This is a genomic window from Synechococcus sp. CS-1328, assembly GCF_025128095.1.
Classification (GTDB): domain Bacteria; phylum Cyanobacteriota; class Cyanobacteriia; order PCC-6307; family Cyanobiaceae; genus CBW1002.
In genome coordinates this window covers 365,913-382,370 of the sequence record NZ_JAHLYT010000071.1, presented here as the reverse complement: position 1 = coordinate 382,370, position 16,458 = coordinate 365,913, and the positions used below count along the sequence as shown (strand labels likewise).

General features: G+C 67.3%; 16 protein-coding genes. 6 read left to right on the top strand and 10 right to left on the bottom strand.

Annotated elements, in window-relative coordinates; translation table 11 throughout:
* Window positions 1–30 precede the first annotated feature (30 nt).
* The 3 genes from KQ310_RS15125 to KQ310_RS15115 all read left to right on the top strand — a co-directional run bounded on the left by KQ310_RS15125 (window position 31) and on the right by KQ310_RS15115 (window position 1,728).
* Window positions 31–741, top strand: coding sequence for a response regulator transcription factor (locus KQ310_RS15125; protein ID WP_259722528.1), 711 nt, complete (start codon window positions 31–33; stop codon window positions 739–741).
* Between the two features lie 218 nt (window positions 742–959).
* The gene (locus KQ310_RS15120; protein ID WP_259722527.1) at window positions 960–1,253 is read left to right on the top strand and encodes a hypothetical protein; all 294 of its coding nucleotides are present in this window, start codon (window positions 960–962) and stop codon (window positions 1,251–1,253) included.
* The gene (locus KQ310_RS15115) at window positions 1,228–1,728 is read left to right on the top strand and encodes a hypothetical protein (RefSeq protein WP_259722526.1); all 501 of its coding nucleotides are present in this window, start codon (window positions 1,228–1,230) and stop codon (window positions 1,726–1,728) included. Before KQ310_RS15120 ends, KQ310_RS15115 begins: the two co-directional genes overlap by 26 nt.
* 207 nt (window positions 1,729–1,935) lie before the next feature.
* Here KQ310_RS15115 and KQ310_RS15110 read toward each other — a convergent pair whose 3' ends face one another.
* From KQ310_RS15110 to KQ310_RS15100, 3 genes are read right to left on the bottom strand one after another with little or no spacing between them, the layout of a single operon-like run.
* Window positions 1,936–2,637, bottom strand: a complete 702-nt coding sequence (locus tag KQ310_RS15110; RefSeq protein ID WP_259722525.1) for a hypothetical protein — start codon at window positions 2,635–2,637, stop codon at window positions 1,936–1,938.
* A 16-nt stretch (window positions 2,638–2,653) separates the two neighbouring features.
* Window positions 2,654–3,001, bottom strand: a complete 348-nt coding sequence (locus KQ310_RS15105; RefSeq protein WP_259722606.1) for a DUF6464 family protein — start codon at window positions 2,999–3,001, stop codon at window positions 2,654–2,656.
* Window positions 3,002–3,014: 13 nt separating this feature from the next.
* Window positions 3,015–3,836, bottom strand: coding sequence for a TerC family protein (locus KQ310_RS15100; protein WP_259722524.1), 822 nt, complete (start codon window positions 3,834–3,836; stop codon window positions 3,015–3,017).
* A 71-nt stretch (window positions 3,837–3,907) separates the two neighbouring features.
* On the opposite strand from KQ310_RS15100, the gene KQ310_RS15095 reads away from it, so the two are divergent.
* Window positions 3,908–4,723 carry a hypothetical protein gene (locus KQ310_RS15095; protein WP_259722523.1) on the top strand — a complete coding sequence of 272 codons (816 nt, stop codon included), beginning with the start codon at window positions 3,908–3,910 and terminating at the stop codon, window positions 4,721–4,723.
* Between the two features lie 19 nt (window positions 4,724–4,742).
* Here KQ310_RS15095 and KQ310_RS15090 read toward each other — a convergent pair whose 3' ends face one another.
* Both KQ310_RS15090 and KQ310_RS15085 read right to left on the bottom strand, forming a co-directional pair.
* Window positions 4,743–5,483 (bottom strand): hypothetical protein, encoded by a 741-nt coding sequence (locus KQ310_RS15090; RefSeq protein ID WP_259722522.1) that lies wholly within the window; start codon window positions 5,481–5,483, stop codon window positions 4,743–4,745.
* A 43-nt stretch (window positions 5,484–5,526) separates the two neighbouring features.
* On the bottom strand, window positions 5,527–6,432 hold the full coding sequence (locus KQ310_RS15085; RefSeq protein ID WP_259722521.1) for a hypothetical protein: 906 nt from the start codon (window positions 6,430–6,432) through the stop codon (window positions 5,527–5,529).
* 103 nt (window positions 6,433–6,535) lie between these two features.
* Here KQ310_RS15085 and mfd point away from each other — a divergent pair, with 103 nt between their 5' ends.
* Complete coding sequence (gene mfd / locus KQ310_RS15080) at window positions 6,536–10,150, top strand: transcription-repair coupling factor (RefSeq protein ID WP_259722520.1); 3,615 nt, start codon at window positions 6,536–6,538, stop codon at window positions 10,148–10,150.
* Here the strand turns inward: mfd and KQ310_RS15075 are convergent.
* From KQ310_RS15075 to KQ310_RS15060, 4 genes are read right to left on the bottom strand one after another with little or no spacing between them, the layout of a single operon-like run.
* On the bottom strand, window positions 10,116–11,342 hold the full coding sequence (locus tag KQ310_RS15075; protein WP_259722519.1) for a cation:proton antiporter: 1,227 nt from the start codon (window positions 11,340–11,342) through the stop codon (window positions 10,116–10,118). The genes mfd and KQ310_RS15075 overlap by 35 nt on opposite strands.
* Complete coding sequence (locus tag KQ310_RS15070) at window positions 11,327–11,725, bottom strand: SDR family NAD(P)-dependent oxidoreductase (RefSeq protein WP_259722518.1); 399 nt, start codon at window positions 11,723–11,725, stop codon at window positions 11,327–11,329. Before KQ310_RS15070 ends, KQ310_RS15075 begins: the two co-directional genes overlap by 16 nt.
* Window positions 11,726–11,765: 40 nt before the next feature.
* The gene (locus KQ310_RS15065) at window positions 11,766–13,277 is read right to left on the bottom strand and encodes a mechanosensitive ion channel domain-containing protein (RefSeq protein WP_259722517.1); all 1,512 of its coding nucleotides are present in this window, start codon (window positions 13,275–13,277) and stop codon (window positions 11,766–11,768) included.
* Window positions 13,274–14,302: a ligase-associated DNA damage response exonuclease gene (locus KQ310_RS15060; RefSeq protein ID WP_259722516.1), complete on the bottom strand. Its 1,029-nt coding sequence runs from the start codon at window positions 14,300–14,302 to the stop codon at window positions 13,274–13,276. The genes KQ310_RS15065 and KQ310_RS15060 overlap by 4 nt, the downstream gene beginning before the upstream one ends.
* 109 nt (window positions 14,303–14,411) lie before the next feature.
* Between KQ310_RS15060 and KQ310_RS15055 the strand changes: the two genes are divergently transcribed.
* Complete coding sequence (locus tag KQ310_RS15055; RefSeq protein ID WP_259722515.1) at window positions 14,412–15,479, top strand: class I fructose-bisphosphate aldolase; 1,068 nt, start codon at window positions 14,412–14,414, stop codon at window positions 15,477–15,479.
* 28 nt (window positions 15,480–15,507) lie between these two features.
* Here KQ310_RS15055 and nadA read toward each other — a convergent pair whose 3' ends face one another.
* Window positions 15,508–16,434 (bottom strand): quinolinate synthase NadA, encoded by a 927-nt coding sequence (gene nadA, locus KQ310_RS15050; RefSeq protein ID WP_259722605.1) that lies wholly within the window; start codon window positions 16,432–16,434, stop codon window positions 15,508–15,510.
* Between the last annotated feature and the right edge of the window lie 24 nt (window positions 16,435–16,458).

Below are 16,458 nucleotides of genomic sequence, written 5' to 3'. Positions count from 1 at the left end.
ACCCCCAGCGCCGTGACAGGCAGGCCCAGGATGGAATTCAGCCTCGATGGAGCCTTCTGCTCTTCAACCCTGCAGCTGGGGCTCCTGTCCGAACGGTTCCGGCTGCTGATCGCGACCGGCAATCGGGCTTATGCCCTGGCGCTGGCCACCCATTTCGCCCTGGACCCCCATGCCGGACCGGCGCATCTGGTGGGGATCTGCACCACCACCGTCGAGGCGCTCGAGCATGTGCGGCAGGAGGCCGAGCAACCGGATCACCCTGATCTGCTGGTGTTCGTGAGTGAGGTACTCGAGGATGGTCTGGGCGTTGATCTGGTGCGGATGTTGCAGCGCGCTTCCGGACGGGTGCGCACCTTGCTCACCCTCACAACCTTCCATCGCCAACCGATTCGCGAGGCGATCGCCAGCGGCGCTGATGCGGTGGTGAGCCAGGTCGGCACCGGTCCGGCCCTGCTGCTGGAGGCCCTGACCAGCATCGTGGCGGGGAAGCCGTTTCTCGACCCCATCTGCCGCCATCTGCTCGAGGGTGGCGCCAGCAGCCCGCAGGGGGAACTGACCGAGCGTGAGGTGGAGGTTCTGCAGCTGGTGGCCCAGGGGCTCACCAATCGGGAGATGGGACAACGGCTCCACATCGCTGAAACCACGGCCCGCGGTCACGTGCAGGCGATCATCCAGAAGCTGCAGGTGCGCGACCGCACGGCCGCGGCAGCCGAGGGTCTGCGCCAGGGCTACGTGCATTAGGGCTGGGCCCGCCCATCACTGAGCGGATAACCCTTCAATCGAAGGATGGAACTGGCAGTCGCGCCGTCCGACGATCAAGTCACACGGCGAGACGGCAGCGATGGACAGCACGAATAATGCAGCGATTGCCGTCACGCTGGACGGCAACCTCTGGTGGGGCGGCATGAGCGGCGAGCTTCAGCTTCACCACTCCGGTGAGACAGTTTCAGGGTTGGAGCATGGACAGCTCCGTGGTCGACAACGGCGATGGCACCTCCACGGTGACCCTGCGCAGTGCCCCCTGGAACGCCACCTTGCGGCCGGGCGAGAGCCTCACGCTGCGCTTCAACGCCAGCAGCCCCGAGGGGTTCGCCGTCTCCGGCCCGCTGACCGGGGCCCTGCTGTTCGGTGAGGGATCGCCACCGAGCCAGCCTGGAGCTGCGCAGCCAGGCGTTTTCCCGGCTGCAGAGCCGGTTCCCAGCGCTGGAAGTCTGGTTCACCCTGCCCGTGCTGCCCCAGGGCCTCACCCGTGAAGGGCTGGAGGTGGTGAACCTGGCCCTGGAGGCCGGCGTCCACCTGGCAGGGGTGAGTGTGATGGCGATGGACTACGGCGACAGTGCCGCCCCGCCGGCCCTGAAATCAATGGGGCCCTACGCCATCGACGCCGCTGAGGCCACCAAGGGCCAGCTCGATGCCCTGTTCGCAGCCCACGGTCAGAGCTTTGGCTGGGACCAGCTCGGGGTCACGCCGATGATCGGCGTCAACGACGTGACCAGCGAGACCTTCAGCCTTGCCGCTGCGGCCCTGCTCGAGACCTTCGCCCGCGACCGCGGCCTGGGTCTGCTGTCGATGTGGTCGCTGGGGCGGGACAACCCCGGCGTGCTCGGCCAGGTGACGGCCACCCACTCCGGTCTGGCGGAGGCGAGTGGCAGTTTTGCCACCCTCTGGGGCGACTACGGCAGCGATCCGGTGCTGCAGGCAGCGGCGTCAGGCCCTGATCCGGATTGATCTGCGCGGGTTCTGGCAGGAAGGTCAGCAGGCCAGCGTGGTGGCCATGGATGGGGGCAGCCAGCTGCAGCTCCCGTTCAACCAGCAGGTGGTGGTGCTGCCTGGTGTCACGCCGGAGCAACTGGGTGGCGCCTTGGAGATCTGGCGGGGTTGAGCAGTGGCCCGGCATCAAAGAGTTGGGTCCTTCCACCCGTCCCTGCTGTCTGCTCACAGGTACAGCTGCCGGGCCTGCTCAAGGGTGGCGGCCAGATCGGCATCGCGCAGGTCGAGGGCTTCGCCCCACCCCGCCGCCCCCAGCCAGGAGCGGAAGCGATCGAGATCCAGGTGCTCCTTGCCCTGGCGCAGATCGTCGAAGAAGGTTTCCTGGGCCGCCAGCACGCGGAACTTGAGAAACTCCAGCAGACGGGCGCGCAGGCGAGCCGGCTGGATTACGCGGCAGCGCAGCGGATCCAACCCCAGTTCCAGGGTCGCCCCAGGCGCCAGACCTTCCATCCACGGGGCCAGCACTTCCAGTACGCCGGGCTGTTGTTCATGGCGCTGCTTGGTCTCGGGGTGGGGGTGATAGACGAGGCAGGTGAGGGGCTCGGCTGCATGCGGAGCTGCACCTGAGGTTGCATCCGGAAGCCGCAGCCGTCCCCACCAGAAGGAGAAGGTTTCGGGTTGATGCAGCGCGCTCCAGCGCAAATGCTCCACCCGCGCATCCGGCTTCTGCAGCCTCCATTCACCCGGGGCCACCTCAAGGTTGAGGGTGCCGGGATAAAACTGGGACAGATCGATCCCGTGTTCGGCAAACAGGGGCGTCTGGGTGGCGATCGTGCCGGCGGGATAGGGGCTGCCGGTGCCCTGCCCAGAGGCCACGCCATAGCCCCGCCGCAGGATGACGCGATGCCAGCTGAGCGGATCGGGCAACACGTCAGGGGGCGGTTCAGGTGGCGGTGTAGTGGGCACAGCGGTCACAGGGGCCTTCCGGGAGCACGGCGCAGCGCAGCAGGGGCGTGCGGGCATTGAAGCGGCAGGAGGGATCACCGATCACCCAGCGTCCCTGCCACCAGCGGGCATCGGCGGGCTGGCTCTGGGCCTTCACCTCCAGGGCGATGGTCGCCAATTGGTAGCGACCGTTGCGCAGTTGATAGCGGTGACGGCGTTGCAGCACCAGAAAGCTGGTCTCTCCGCAGGTGATCCAGCGGCCGGGTTGGGGGATCTCGCCGAGCTCGGCCACCTCAAGCCGATCCAGCAGACGGTCGCTGTCGATCTGCCGCAGCTCCACCCACAGGCGGCTGGCGGGTTCAGAGTCGGCCATGGCCACTGTCGTCGAGATCGAGGCTTCCGGCGTCCAGGCTGCCTGTCTCCAGGGCAGCGACCGGGCGGCGCGCCGAGAAGCCCCAGGCAAACAGCAGCCCCACCACGATCAGCAGCGACCATTCCGGCGGCACCACCTGGGGCACCGCCAGTCGCAGCAACAGGCGGATGCCCACCAGTCCCACCGCCAGGTAGCCGGCCGTCTCGAGATGGCGGAACACCCCCAGCCAGCGGATGAACAGCTCGGCGGTGAGCCGCAGGGCGATCACCCCCAGAACACCGCCGAGCATCACCAGCCAGAGCCGATCACTCACGGCCACTGCCGCGGCAACGCTGTCGAGGGAGAAGGCCAGGTCGGTCAGGGCCAGGGTGGCCACCACAGAGCCCAGTGAGGCGTGGTGATGCTGGAGCCCTTTAGAGGGGTGGGAGCCATGGTCGGGCAGGGCCTCAGACGTGACTCCCTCCTGCGGCTCTTCGTCGTCTGCGTTAAGTCCGAGCAGCTGGCTGCCGCTCAACCAGAGCAGATAGCCGGCCGCCAGGAGCTGCAGGGGCCAGAAGTCGAGCACCCATTCCGCCGCGGCGATCAGGCCGAGACGAAACACCAGAGCCAGGAGCAGGCCCAGGTTGAGGGCCTTTTCCTGGCCGGCGCGATCGCCCACCCGGCGGGAGATGGCGGCCAGGGCAATGGCGTTGTCGGCCGACAGCACCGCTTCCAGGGCCAGCAGCAGCGGCAGCAGCAGCAGCACCTCTCCCCACTGATCCGCCGACGCCAGTAATGGGGTGATCGACTCGATCGACTCCGCTTCCATTGCGCTTCCCGGCGACCGCAGCGGGGCCTGAAAGGGTCACTCTAGAAACGCGCCTTCCCCCTTCCGCTTCGATGTTGCTCGAGGTCCAGCTGGTCCACGCTGAAGTGGGCGCCCGGGTGGTGCGGGCCCATGCCGTTGCCGCTGGTGTGCCCCTGGGCAGCGCCCTGGGGGAGGGAGCCACGGCCGAAGAGGCGGAAGACCGAGCCCGCGCCCGCCTGCTGGCCCAGATCGGGCCCCTGGCTGTTGCCGCCGCAAAGCCTCGCCCGGATCCGAGCGCTCTATCCGGCCCTGTCGGTCCCTCGCTCGCCCCCGGTCGGTCCAGGTCCGATCCGGCCGCACCCGTTCGGATGCCCGAGCCAGCCAGCCTGGAAGCCTCAGAACCAGTGGAACCCGAATCTGAACCCGCCGCCGCACCCGCAGGCCAATCCGAACCTGAAGCCCCCCTCGGGCCCGCCGGCGAACCGGAGCCCGTCGCCGAACCGCCGCCGGATCCGGAAGACTGGAGCGCCGAACTGGCCCGGCTCGATCTCGCCCTGCAGCGCCTGGGTTGGAAGCGGGAGCAGGAAAGCCTCTACCTGGAGCGGGCCTTCGGCCATCCCAGCCGTAGCCGCCTCACCACCTACGCCGATCTGATCGCCTACCTGCGGGCGGTGGAGAGTCTCGGGATGCCCTGCGATCCAGCGGTCGCGCCTTTACCGCTGCGCCGCCGCGATCTGCTCAGCCAGTGCGATGGATTGCTGCAGCTGCTGGGCTGGGATGCCCAGCGGGGGCGGCGCTTTCTGGAGGAGCAGTTCGGTCGTGGCAGCCGTCAGCAACTCAGCGACGACGAACTGCTGCGCTTCAACATGCAGCTGGAGAGCGCGATGCTCGAGCAGGCCGCGACCTGAGCGAGACGCCAGCCCTGGCTCAGTTCAGGCAGTGGCTTTCGACCAGGGAGGTGCCCAGTTCGAGATGGTGCTGGTTGGCGTAGGCCTCCCGTTCCAGTTCCTGCTCACTGGCTGAGGCCTTGGCATAGATCGGTTCATCGAGGTTGCGTTCCAGCTGGGGATCCATGCGCGTGGTCAGTCCCAGCGGCCGCGGTGCGGCGCGCAGATTGCCGTTTCCGCAGCTCTGGGCCACATGAATCGCCTCGTGATTGAGCACCTTGGCAAATTCAGCACTTCCCTTCTCCACCACGTCCGGGCGGATGCGCAGGGTGCCGGCCCTGGGATCCCACTCGCCCGCAGCCCCTTGTTTATGGGGCCGCACCAGATCGACGCGCACCTGCGCCCGCTCCAGGGTGTCGAGCAACGCCACGATGGCGTTGCGCTCCCGCAGGAAGCTGGGGGGGCGATCGATCAGGTCCTGGATCTCGGCGATCGAGAGCTCCGGATCGCCGCTGCGGCGCTTGTAGAGGTAGCGGGTACCGCCCTCGGGCAGGGCCTCGGCGCGGGGGATCCACTCCTGGTCGGCGGCGGCCAGATCGTCCATTAACTGGGCGCGGGCCTGGGGATCCAGACCGGCTGGACCTTCCTCCACGCGGGCGTCGAGGGCGGCATTGGTGCCGGCGGGTTGGTCAGGCCCAAGCAGGCGGGGAAGGGTGAGCGCCCCGAGGCCCAGCAGCAGCAGGGTTCCGGCCAGCATGGGCCAGGGGCCTGAGGAGGACACCCGCACCAGCGGCTGACCGCAGCTGCCGCAGAGCAGGGTGCCGTCAGCGCGGCGGTGGGCCCGCAGGGGCTGGGATTGGCAGGCGGGACAGCGGTAGACGGCCAGGACCGGAACCGGCGCGCTTGCCGGACTCGCTCACTCCAGTCTGGCCAGCCACAGGCCGGCAGTGCCGCCGCAGCAGCTGCAGGCTGAGATCGAGCTGGTTGTGGTTGGCGTAGGCCTCCTGTTCCACGATCCGTTCGCTGGGCGAGGCCTTGGCGTAAACGGGGTGGGACAGCTGGCGATCGAGGACTGCAGAGGCGGGGCGCGGCAGGCCGAGGGGCTTCGGCATGGCGCGCAACTGGCCGGTGCTGCAACTCTGGGCCACGTGGATCGCCTCGTGGTTGAGCATGCGGGCGAAGCTGCGGCTGCCCCGGTTGGCGGCGTCCGGCCGGATGCGCAACACGGCCGTCTTCGGTTCCCACTCGGCCAGGGCGCCGCTCTTGCGGGGCGGGCCCAGCACCAGCGTGACGCCCACGCGACGCAGGGTCTGCAGCAGGGCGGTGATCACGGCCCGTTCTCTGTCGTACTGCGGCGGATTGGCAACCAGACGGCGCAACTGGCTCGCCGTGAGCGGAGCCTCGCCGGGCTCCTTGCGGTAGGTGATCGCAATCCCGCCGCCGGGACCGGGGATGGGCGTCACGTGAGGCCGGCCGCGTTCATCCCCCTGATCCAGCTGGCGAAACAGCTGCGGGTCCTGGCTGGGGGAGAGGGCTGCGTCCTGGGGCCGAAGCCCCGGGGCTGCACCGGCCAGGGGCAACCAGGGCCCGCCAGGGCCGAGGCCGCTTGCCAGTAACGGGGTCAGGGCGAGCAGGGACCCTGCGAGCGCAGCAGCTCCACCGCCACGTCTGGCCCCTTCAGGGGAGACGGCAGGGCAGCGCCAGGTGAATCGGTGAGGGGTTCGGATCACGTCCTCCAGGCTGCACCGCCGCCGCCCACCTGGCCAGAGCCTGATCAGACCGCGATTCCCGCCACCGGTTGCGAAGATCTGGGGTCGTTCGCCCCAGCTCCCGATGCCCCTCACCGCCCTGGTGCGTCAACTGCAGCAGGCGACCCTCACCGGTGAGGTGCTGGAGCGCAGCAAACGGCCCCAGCGCCTGCGGCTGAGTGGCGCCGGCCGGGCGGCGCGGGCCCTGGTCAGCAGTGCCCTGGCGGGGGCCGCCGACGCGCCGCTGCTGGTGGTGGTGCCGACCCTTGAGGAAGCGGGCCGCTGGGCGGCGCTGCTGGAGCTGATGGGCTGGGGCAGCTGCCAGCTCTACCCCACCAGCGAGGGCAGCCCCTACGAGCCCTTTGACCCCACCAGTGAGATCACCTGGGGGCAGCTGCAGGTGCTCAGCGAACTGCTGGATGGGGCGGAACAGGGAGTGAAGCCGGGCAACGCCCGTCGCCTCGCCATCGTCGCCACGGAGCGGGCCCTCCAGCCACACCTGCCACCGCCCGAGGCCCTCAGAGCCGAGTGCCTGAGCCTGCGCAAGGGCGACACGGTCGATCTCGAGGCGCTGGCTGTAACGCTGACGCGCCTGGGTTACGAGCGGGTGCCCACGATCGAGCAGGAGGGCAGCTGGAGCCGCCGCGGCGACATCGTCGATGTGTTTCCGGTGAGCGCCGAGCTGCCCGTGCGGCTGGAGTTCTTCGGCGAGGAGCTGGAGAAGCTGCGGGAGTTCGATCCGGCCTCGCAGCGTTCCCTCGATGGCATCGCCGTGGTGCGGCTCACCCCCACGGGCTACGGCCCGCTGATCGCCGAGGCCCTGCGCGAGTCGATGCCCGATGGGCTGGAGCAGCTGCTCAGCCCCGAGGCCACCGAGCAGTTGCTGGAAGGCGGCACGCCCGAGGGGATGCGGCGCCTGCTGGGTCTGGCCTGGGAGCGACCCGCCTCCCTGCTCAGCTATCTGCCGGCCAACACCCTGATCGCGGTGGATGAGCGGCGCCATTGCCTCTCCCATGGCCAGCTCTGGGTCGACCATGCCGGCGACCACTACCGCGATGTCTGCGACGAACTAGCGCGGGCCTCGGGCGACACCGATGCCGCCGCCATCGCCGCCCTGCTGCCGCCGCTGCTGCACCGCGCGCCGCTTGAGGCCCTTGAGCAGACCGATGGCTTCGCTGGCTTCGATCTGGCGGAACTGCACGAAACCGACAACCACCCCAACAGCTTGGATCTGGCCAGCCGCTCGGTGCCGGCCTACCCCAACGCTTTCGGCAAGCTGGCGGGTCTGGTGAAGGGCTTCGTGGCCGAGAAGGCACGGGTGTGGCTGCTTTCGGCCCAGCCCAGCCGCGCCGTGGCCCTGCTGGAGGAACACGACTGCACCGCCCGCTTCGTGCCCAACCCGGCCGACTTTCCGGCCATCGATCGGTTGATCGAGCAGCGCACCCCAGTGGCGCTCAAGACCCGGGGCACCGCCGAGATCGAGGGCCTGCAGCTGCCGGCCTGGAAGCTGGTGCTGATCACCGATCGCGAGTTCTTCGGCCAGCACGCCCTGGCGGCCACGGGCTATGTGCGCCGCCGCCGCAAGGCCGCCAGCCGCACGGTTGACCCGAACAAGATGCAGCCGGGCGATTTCGTGGTGCACCGCAACCACGGCATCGGCCGCTTCCTGAAGCTGGAAAAGCTGGCAATCAGCGGTGAATCGCGCGATTACCTGGTGGTGCAATACGCCGATGGTTTGCTACGTGTTGCCGCCGATCAGCTGGGCAGCCTCGGCCGTTATCGCGCCACCAGCGACAACCCGCCGGATCTGAACCGTATGGGCGGTGTGGCCTGGACCAGGGCCAAGGAGCGGGCCCAGAAGGCGATCCGTAAGGTGGCGCTCGATCTGGTGAAGCTCTACGCCGAACGGATCCAGGCGCCGGGGTTTGCCTTCCCCGCCGATGGCCCCTGGCAGAACGAACTCGAAGACTCCTTCCCCTACGAACCCACCCCCGATCAGGTGAAGGCGATCGCGGAGGTGAAGCGCGACATGGAACAGTCCAAACCGATGGATCGGTTGGTCTGCGGCGACGTGGGCTTCGGCAAGACCGAGGTGGCGATCCGCGCCATCTTCAAGGCCGTCACCGCGGGCAAGCAGGTGGCGATGCTGGCACCCACCACGGTGCTGGCACAGCAGCACTGGCGCACCTTGAGTGAGCGCTTTGCCCCCTATCCACTCAAGGTGAGCCTGCTGAATCGTTTCCGCACCACCACCGAACGCAAGTCGATCAGCGAAGGACTGGCCGCTGGCACCGTCGATGTGGTGGTGGGTACCCATCAGCTGCTGGGCAAGGGCACCCGCTTTCAGCAGCTGGGCCTGCTGGTGGTGGATGAGGAGCAGCGCTTCGGTGTGAATCAGAAGGAGAAGATCAAGGCGCTGCGGAAGGATGTGGATGTGCTCACCCTTTCGGCCACGCCGATCCCCCGCACCCTCTACATGAGCCTGTCGGGGGTGCGGGAAATGAGCCTGATCACCACACCGCCGCCGATGCGTCGCCCGATCAAGACCCATCTGGCCTCCTTGGATGAAGAGGCGGTGCGCAGTGCCATCCGCCAGGAACTGGATCGCGGTGGCCAGGTGTTTTATGTGGTGCCGCGGGTGCAGGGAATCGACGAGGTAGCGGCCCAGCTGCGGGTGATGCTCCCCGGGTTGCGACTGCTGGTGGCCCACGGCCAGATGGCGGAGGGAGAACTGGAGAGCGCCATGGTGGCGTTCAATGCCGGTGAAGCCGATCTGATGCTCTGCACCACGATCGTGGAGAGCGGTCTGGATATCCCCCGCGTCAACACGATCCTGATCGAGGATGCCCATAAGTTCGGCCTGGCCCAGCTCTATCAGCTGCGTGGTCGGGTGGGACGCAGCGGCATCCAGGCCCACGCCTGGCTATTCTATCCCGGTGATGCGTCCCTCAGTGAAGCGGCGCGGCAACGGCTGCGGGCGATCCAGGAATTCGCCCAGCTCGGCAGTGGCTACCAGCTGGCAATGCGCGACATGGAGATCCGCGGCGTGGGCAATCTGCTGGGGGTGGAGCAGAGCGGCCAGATGGAAACCATCGGCTTTGATCTCTATATGGAGATGCTGCAGGAATCCCTCGCCGAGATCCAGGGGCAGGACATCCCCGCCGTGGACGACACCCAGATCGATCTCCCGATCACCGCCTTCATCCCGGGGGACTGGATCACCGAAAACGATGAAAAGATGGCCGCCTACCGGGCGGCAGCTGATTGCTCCAACCAGGAGGCCCTGGTGGAGCTGGCCGCTGGCTGGGTCGATCGCTATGGCGCCATTCCGGCACCGGTGATCTCCCTGCTGCAGCTGATGAAGCTGAAGCTGCTGGCCAGATCCTGCGGCTTCTCGCGGATCAAATCCGAGAAGCCCAACATCGCCCTGGAAACGCCGATGGAGGAACCCGCCTTCCGGCTGTTGCGTCAGGGCCTGCCCCAGCACCTGCATGGCCGGCTGGTCTACCAGGCCGGCAGTGGCAGCACGGCCAAGGTGTTGGCCCGCGGCCTGGGTGTGTTGCCGATGGACAAGCAGCTGGAGCAACTGATGGAGTGGCTGAACCAGATGGCTGCCCAGATCCCGGGAGCAGACGGCCTCACCGAGACTGAGCGTGCCGCCCAGATCAAGGCCCAGAACCAGGCGGTGCTGAGCCTGTGAGCTCGGCAGCGGCCAGGGGTCTGTCCCCCTCCAACAAAACGGTGGCCAGGGTCGGAAACAGCAGCACCGTGAGTGCCGCGGCTGCCACGAGCACCGTGGCATCGGGTGGTGTCAACAGCCCCGCCTGACGCGCCATCACGGCTATGGCCACCACCAGGGGCAGCTGGGTGGCGTTGTCGAGCGCCAGGGCGAGCCGCGATCTGGGCCTGAGCTGCTTTCGAAGCAGCAGCCAGACGGGAAGCCCCCGCACCAGCAGCATGCCTACCGCCAGCAGGGGCACCAGCCCCCAGAGGCTCGGCGCCTGAGCCAGTGCTCGGACATCAAGCTGCATTCCTGAGACGATGAAAAACAGCGGAATCGCAAAGGCCTGGCCCAGACCATCAAGCCGTTCTCCGATCTTGAGACGATGCCGATGGGCGGTGCCTTCACGTACCAGCAGGCCGAGCACAAGGCCCCCCAGTGCCAGGTTGATTTGAACGACGTTATTGAGCACCACCATCAGGATCAGCGAGCCCACCACCAGGCGGGTGGGCAACTGGGCAGATCGGTGCATGGTGTGCTCAAACAGTTCCTCCCAGCGGGACTGATGCCTTCGCACCAGCAGAAATCCCAAGACCGAGATGGCGCCAAAGGCAACGAGAATGATGGCCTCTTCTGGAGCCCGCTGTCCTGCCAGTAGCAGGCTGAAGATCACGGTGGGCGCCACCTCTCCGAGGGTGGCCACGCTGATGAGCGTGCGGGCGTAGCTCTCGGGGAGGTTGGTGCGATCCCGTAGCACCGGCATCAGGATGCCCAGGGCTGTGGTGGTGAGTGCCAGAGCCACGATCTGGAGATTGCCGAAACCAGCGAAGCTCACCAGCAGCAGCGCCACGACCACGGCGAGACCGGCGGACGCGAACCAGGCCATGAGGGCCCGCTGCAGCGGCTTGCCGCGCAGCACTTCCGGCTGGATCTCGAGGCCTGCCACGAGAAACAGCATCCCCATGCCAATGGCTGAGATGTTCGTGAGAAAGGGACCAACACTCGCCAGGTGCAGACCCTGAGGACCGATCCATGCCCCAAGGGCCATCTCAAGAACACCAGCGGGAAGTGGCAGCCACGGCAGCATCGCCGGGATCCAGGCCGTCAGCACCAGACCCAGGGCCACCACCACGATGGACAGGTTGTGAGCAAGGTTCAGGGGAGCAGCCAAGGAACGCTTGTTCGATTCGATCGCATCACCATCGCCGATTTCGATCGCCCTGGCCAGGGTGGGTGGCAGATGGTTGCGGATTGCGCATGATGCTCCAGATACCAATATGGGTCGATGCTCATACCTCCATCGAGTGGAAGTGATACTCCATGAACAAAGTCTGAGGCGGCGCTGGCAAGGAACAGGGCAACATCTGCCACTTCCATGGGCTCGCCAAAGCGATGTAGGGGAATCCGTTTCTCCTTTTGCATTCTCTGGTCTTCCAGATCAGGTTGATCCCAGATGGCGTGACCCATATCGGTGAGGATCACTGTGGGGCAGATTGCGTTCACCTGAATATCGAAGTGCTTCGCGGCCCGCCTGGCGTCGATGGCGCCGATCAACGTCCATGACGAGGCTGGGCAGGGGCTCTGAAGGCCGACCCTATCGGCTCCGGCTGGATTTCTCCAGATCTGCAGAATCCTGCCGCTGACCAGGCGGGTCACGGGACAGCCGATCGGTGGTGTCGGCTGCACGGTTGACCAGCACCTGTCGCAGCCGATCGCGGAACCACTGCAGCGGGTTCACGAGGTCGACATCCTCCAGCAGGCCCCGTTCGCGCAGGCAGGCTTCATAACTGCGCAGCACATCACTGCGGCGGGCCACGGCCTGGGACACCGTCTCGGCGAAGTCGGGTCTGGCCGCCAGCAGTTCCCTGAAGCTGCCGCTGGGGATTTCAAACACAAGGCTGTCTTCCGTGGCCCACATCGTGGTGGGGTAAGCCACCTGCAGCAGCAGGGGCAGTTCACCGAAGAACTCACCCTCACCGAAGCTGAACAGCTGGCGGCTGATGCGATCCGTCTCATGGATGGCAGCGATGCGACCCTCCAGCACCAGATGGAGCGCCCGACCGTCTTCTCCCTTGTGGATCAGCACCTCGCCGGCTGAGACCCGTCGGCGGGCGCCACTACCAACCAATTCACGCAGCCTGCGGGCATCGAGATTGCTGAAACAGGGAATCGCTGCCAGCTGCTGCTCCAGTGCCGGCAGGGGCATCGGCGGCGGCTTCGGTGCAGGCGCGGTGGGCGTCTCACCGCCCTGCGGCCTCGCCACCCTGCTGGGCAGAAGCTGCATCATCTGCTTCTCGCCCTGCAGGTGAATCCCGCGGGCGCTGAGTCCATGCTGAATGGCGTAATTCAGGCCGCTGCGCAGCAGGGCCTGGCTGTGGATGGCGGTGGTCCAGACCCACAGCTCGAACTCCAGCCCCTGGGTGCCAATCTGTTGGAACACCACCTTGGGTGGCGGATCAACCAGCACCTGTGGCTCCGCCAACGCCGCCTCCAGCAGAGCCTCCGTCACCACCAGGGGGTCACTGCCATGCATCACGCTCACCACCACATCAACCCGCCCGTCGGGGCTCGCATAGCTGAGGTTGTGCACCGGGGCGTTGGTGATCATGGCGTTGGGCAGCACGATCTCCGACCCCTGGAACGTGCGGATCACCGTGGAACGAAAGGAGATCTCGCGGATGTAGCCGCAGGTGGAGTCGAACTCGATCAGATCGCCCACCTTGAGCTTGCCCTCCAGCAGCAGGGTGAGGCCACTGCTGAGGTTGCGGGTCAGGTCCTGCAATCCGAAGCCGACACCGACGCCAAGGGCACCGAACAACACCGCCAGGGCCCCGAAATCGAGCCCCATGCCCTGGGCCACGGCCACGTAGCCGAACGCCGCCAGTCCCAGGGCCAGCAACGTTCCGATCGCCTCCCGGCGCCCCTCCGGCAGGCCCAGCCACACCAACACCCGCTTGGCCAGCACAAAGCGCAGCAGTCGTGCCGCCGCGGTCACGACCAGCAGCAGGCCTCCCACCTGCAGCAACCACAGCAACGACAGCGAGTGCCGCCCCAGCGGAATCAGCGGTGCGGTGAACAGCCGTGGCAGCCAGTCCAGGGTGATCAATCCAGCTCGGCTCCATCCTCCCCCCGTTCAGCCACGATGTGCCCCTCCAGCGGCTCGGCGCTGATGCCCTCCACGTCACGCAGATAGCGGGCCAGGCCATCGGCCTTGCCATGGGTCACGTACACCTGCCGGGCGCCGGTGTCTTTGACGGTGCGCACCAGACCGTCCCAGTCGGCATGGTCACTCAGCACGAATCCACGTTCGAAGCCCCGCCGCCGCCGGGCGCCGCGCACCGCCATCCAGCCACTCACGAAGGCCGTCTGGGGCAGTCGGAAGCGCTTCATCCAGGCTGAACGATGGGCGGCCGGTGGCGCAATCACCAGTCGCCCCGCCAGGGACTCATTTCGCGGGATACCGCTCACCGGCTGGGTGGGTGGCAACGCCACGCCCGCCTCCCGGTAGGCCGGCATCAGGGCCTGAACGGCGCCATGCAGCAGCACCTCCTCGCCCATGCCGATGGCGTGAAGTTCCGCCAGGATCCGCTGGGCCTTGCCGAAGGCATAGGCAAACAGAATCGATGGACGCTCCGGTGCGGCCTGCCACCATTGCCGGATCTGGTCGGCCAGCTCGGCGCCGGGACGCCAGCGGTAGATCGGCAGGGCGAAGGTGGCCTCGGTGATGAACACATCGGCCTGCACCGGCTGGAAGGGGTGGCAGCTGGGATCGGCGCAGCGTTTGTAGTCACCGCTCACCAGCCAGCTTTCGCCGCCAGCCTCCAGGCGCACCTGGGCCGAACCGAGCACATGGCCGGCGGAATGAAACGACACCCGCGCCGCGCCGATACTGAGCTCCTGGTCGTACTCGACGCGGTTCAGCTGAATGGCGCTGCCGAGCCGTTGGCGCAGGATCGCCTCACTGGCGCCGATCGCCCAGTATTCGCCGCAGCCGGGGCGGGCATGGTCGGCATGGGCGTGGCTGATCAACGCCCGCGGCACCGGTCGCCAGGGATCAATCCAGGCCCGGGCCGCCGGGCAGTACAGCCCCTCGGGGGTGAGCTGCAGCAGACCATCCGGCGGCAGGGGCATGGCGCTGATCGAACAGGGCGCTGGCGCGACCGACACATCCTGGCGATGCCGTGCCGTTGACGGCGCGCTGCAGCCCCTCTAGCCATGGACTATCTGATGCAACAGGGCCATGGCGCTTGAGGCCTTTCGCGAGGAGCTGGCGAGCACGGCGGCCGCCCTGGCGGCTCCGGGCACCGGTCTGCTGGCGGCCGATGAATCCACCGGCACGATCGGCAAGCGCTTTGCGGCGATCGGTGTGGAGAACACCGAGGAGCATCGCCAGGCTTACCGCACCCTGCTGGCCACCGCCCCCGGCCTGGGCGACGCGATCAGCGGCGTGATCCTCTACGAGGAAACCCTGTTTCAGGACGCCCCGGACGGTGGCTCGATTCTTGATCTGTTCAAGGCCCAGGGTCTGGTGCCGGGGATCAAGGTCGATCAGGGGGTGGAGCCCCTGCCCGGCGGGCTGTCCGGTGAGAGCTGGTGCACCGGTCTCAAGGGTCTGCAGCAGCGGGCCGCCCGCTATTACGAACGCGGTGCCCGCTTCGCCAAATGGCGCGCGGTGCTGCGCATCACCGCCGATGGCTGCCCGTCGGAGCTCTGCGTGCGCGAGAACGCCTGGGGCCTGGCCCGTTACGCCCGCACCGTGCAGGAGGAAGGACTGGTGCCGATCGTGGAGCCCGAAATCCTGATGGACGGCGACCACGACATCGAGACCACCGCCGCGGTGCAGGAATGGGTGCTGCGTCTTGTCTACGAGGCCCTGGCGATCAACGGGGTGTTCCTCGAGGGCAGCCTGCTGAAGCCGTCGATGACCCTGCCGGGCATGGGTTGCGCCCAGGCCCCCAGCCCCGAGCAGGCCGCCGCCTACACCCTGCGCACCCTGGAGCGCACGGTGCCCGCCTGCGTGCCGGCGATCCTGTTCCTCTCCGGTGGCCTCAGTGAGGAAGAGGCCAGCCTCTACCTCAATGCCATCAATGCCGCCGCCGATCGGGCTCCCTGGCATCTGGGCTTTTCCTATGGTCGGGCGATGCAGCAGTCGTGCCTGAAGCACTGGGCCGGCGTTGACATCAAGGCCGGCCACGCCGCTCTGCTGGCCCGGGCCCGGGCCAATGGGGAGGCGGCTCGTGGGATCTATGACGTTGGCTCCCAGCCTTCCGATGGCACGTCTCTCTACGTGGCCAACTACAACTACTGAGCAGCCCAGGCAATCTCCAGGGGGCTGCTCAGTGGCTCATCTCCAGCATCCGCTGGATCGGCATCAGGGCTTTCTGGCGGATGGATTCATCGAGTTCGATCGCCGGGCTGAGATCCCGCAGGCAGCGCCACAGCTTCTCCAGGGTGTTGAGCCGCATGTAGGGGCAGCTGTTGCAGCTGCAGCCATCGGCTCCCGGCACCTCGAAGAACGTCTTGGAGGGCGCCGCCTTGCGCATCTGGTGGAGGATCCCAGGCTCGGTGAGCACGATCAACTCCTGGGCCGGGCTGGCTGCGGCGCGGTGCAGCAGCTTGCTGGTGGAGCCGATGAAGTCCGCCAGGTCCAGCAGGTGCTCCTGGCACTCGGGGTGGGCCAGCACCTCGGCGTCCGGGTGCTCCAGCTGCAGCTGCAGCAGCGCCTGTTCGCTGAAGGTCTCGTGCACGATGCAGCTGCCTGGCCAGAGGGTGAGCTCCCGGCCGCTCTGGCGCTGCACCCAGCGGCCCAGGTTCTGATCGGGAGCAAACAGGATCGGTTGGTCGGCCGGCAGTTGCTGCACCAGATGCACGGCGTTGCTGCTGGTGCAGATCAGATCGCTCTGGGCCTTCACCGCCGCGGAGCAATTGATGTAGCTCACCACGATGTGCTCGGGATGCTCGGCGCGAAAGGCGGCAAAGCCATCGGCCGGGCAGGCATCCGCCAGAGAGCAGCCGGCCTCCAGGTCTGGCAGCAGAACGGTCTTGCCGGGATTGAGGATTTTCGCGGTCTCGGCCATGAAATGGACGCCGCAGAACACGATCACCTCGGCGTCGGTGCTGGCCGCCTTGCGGGAGAGTTCGAGTGAATCGCCGATGAAGTCGGCGACGTCCTGGATGGCGTCGTCCTGGTAGTAATGGGCCAGGATCACGGCCCGGCGTTCACTGCAGAGTTCCCGGATCGCCGCCGCCAGATCCCTGGGCACCTCCTGGGTGTCGGTTTCGGAGGT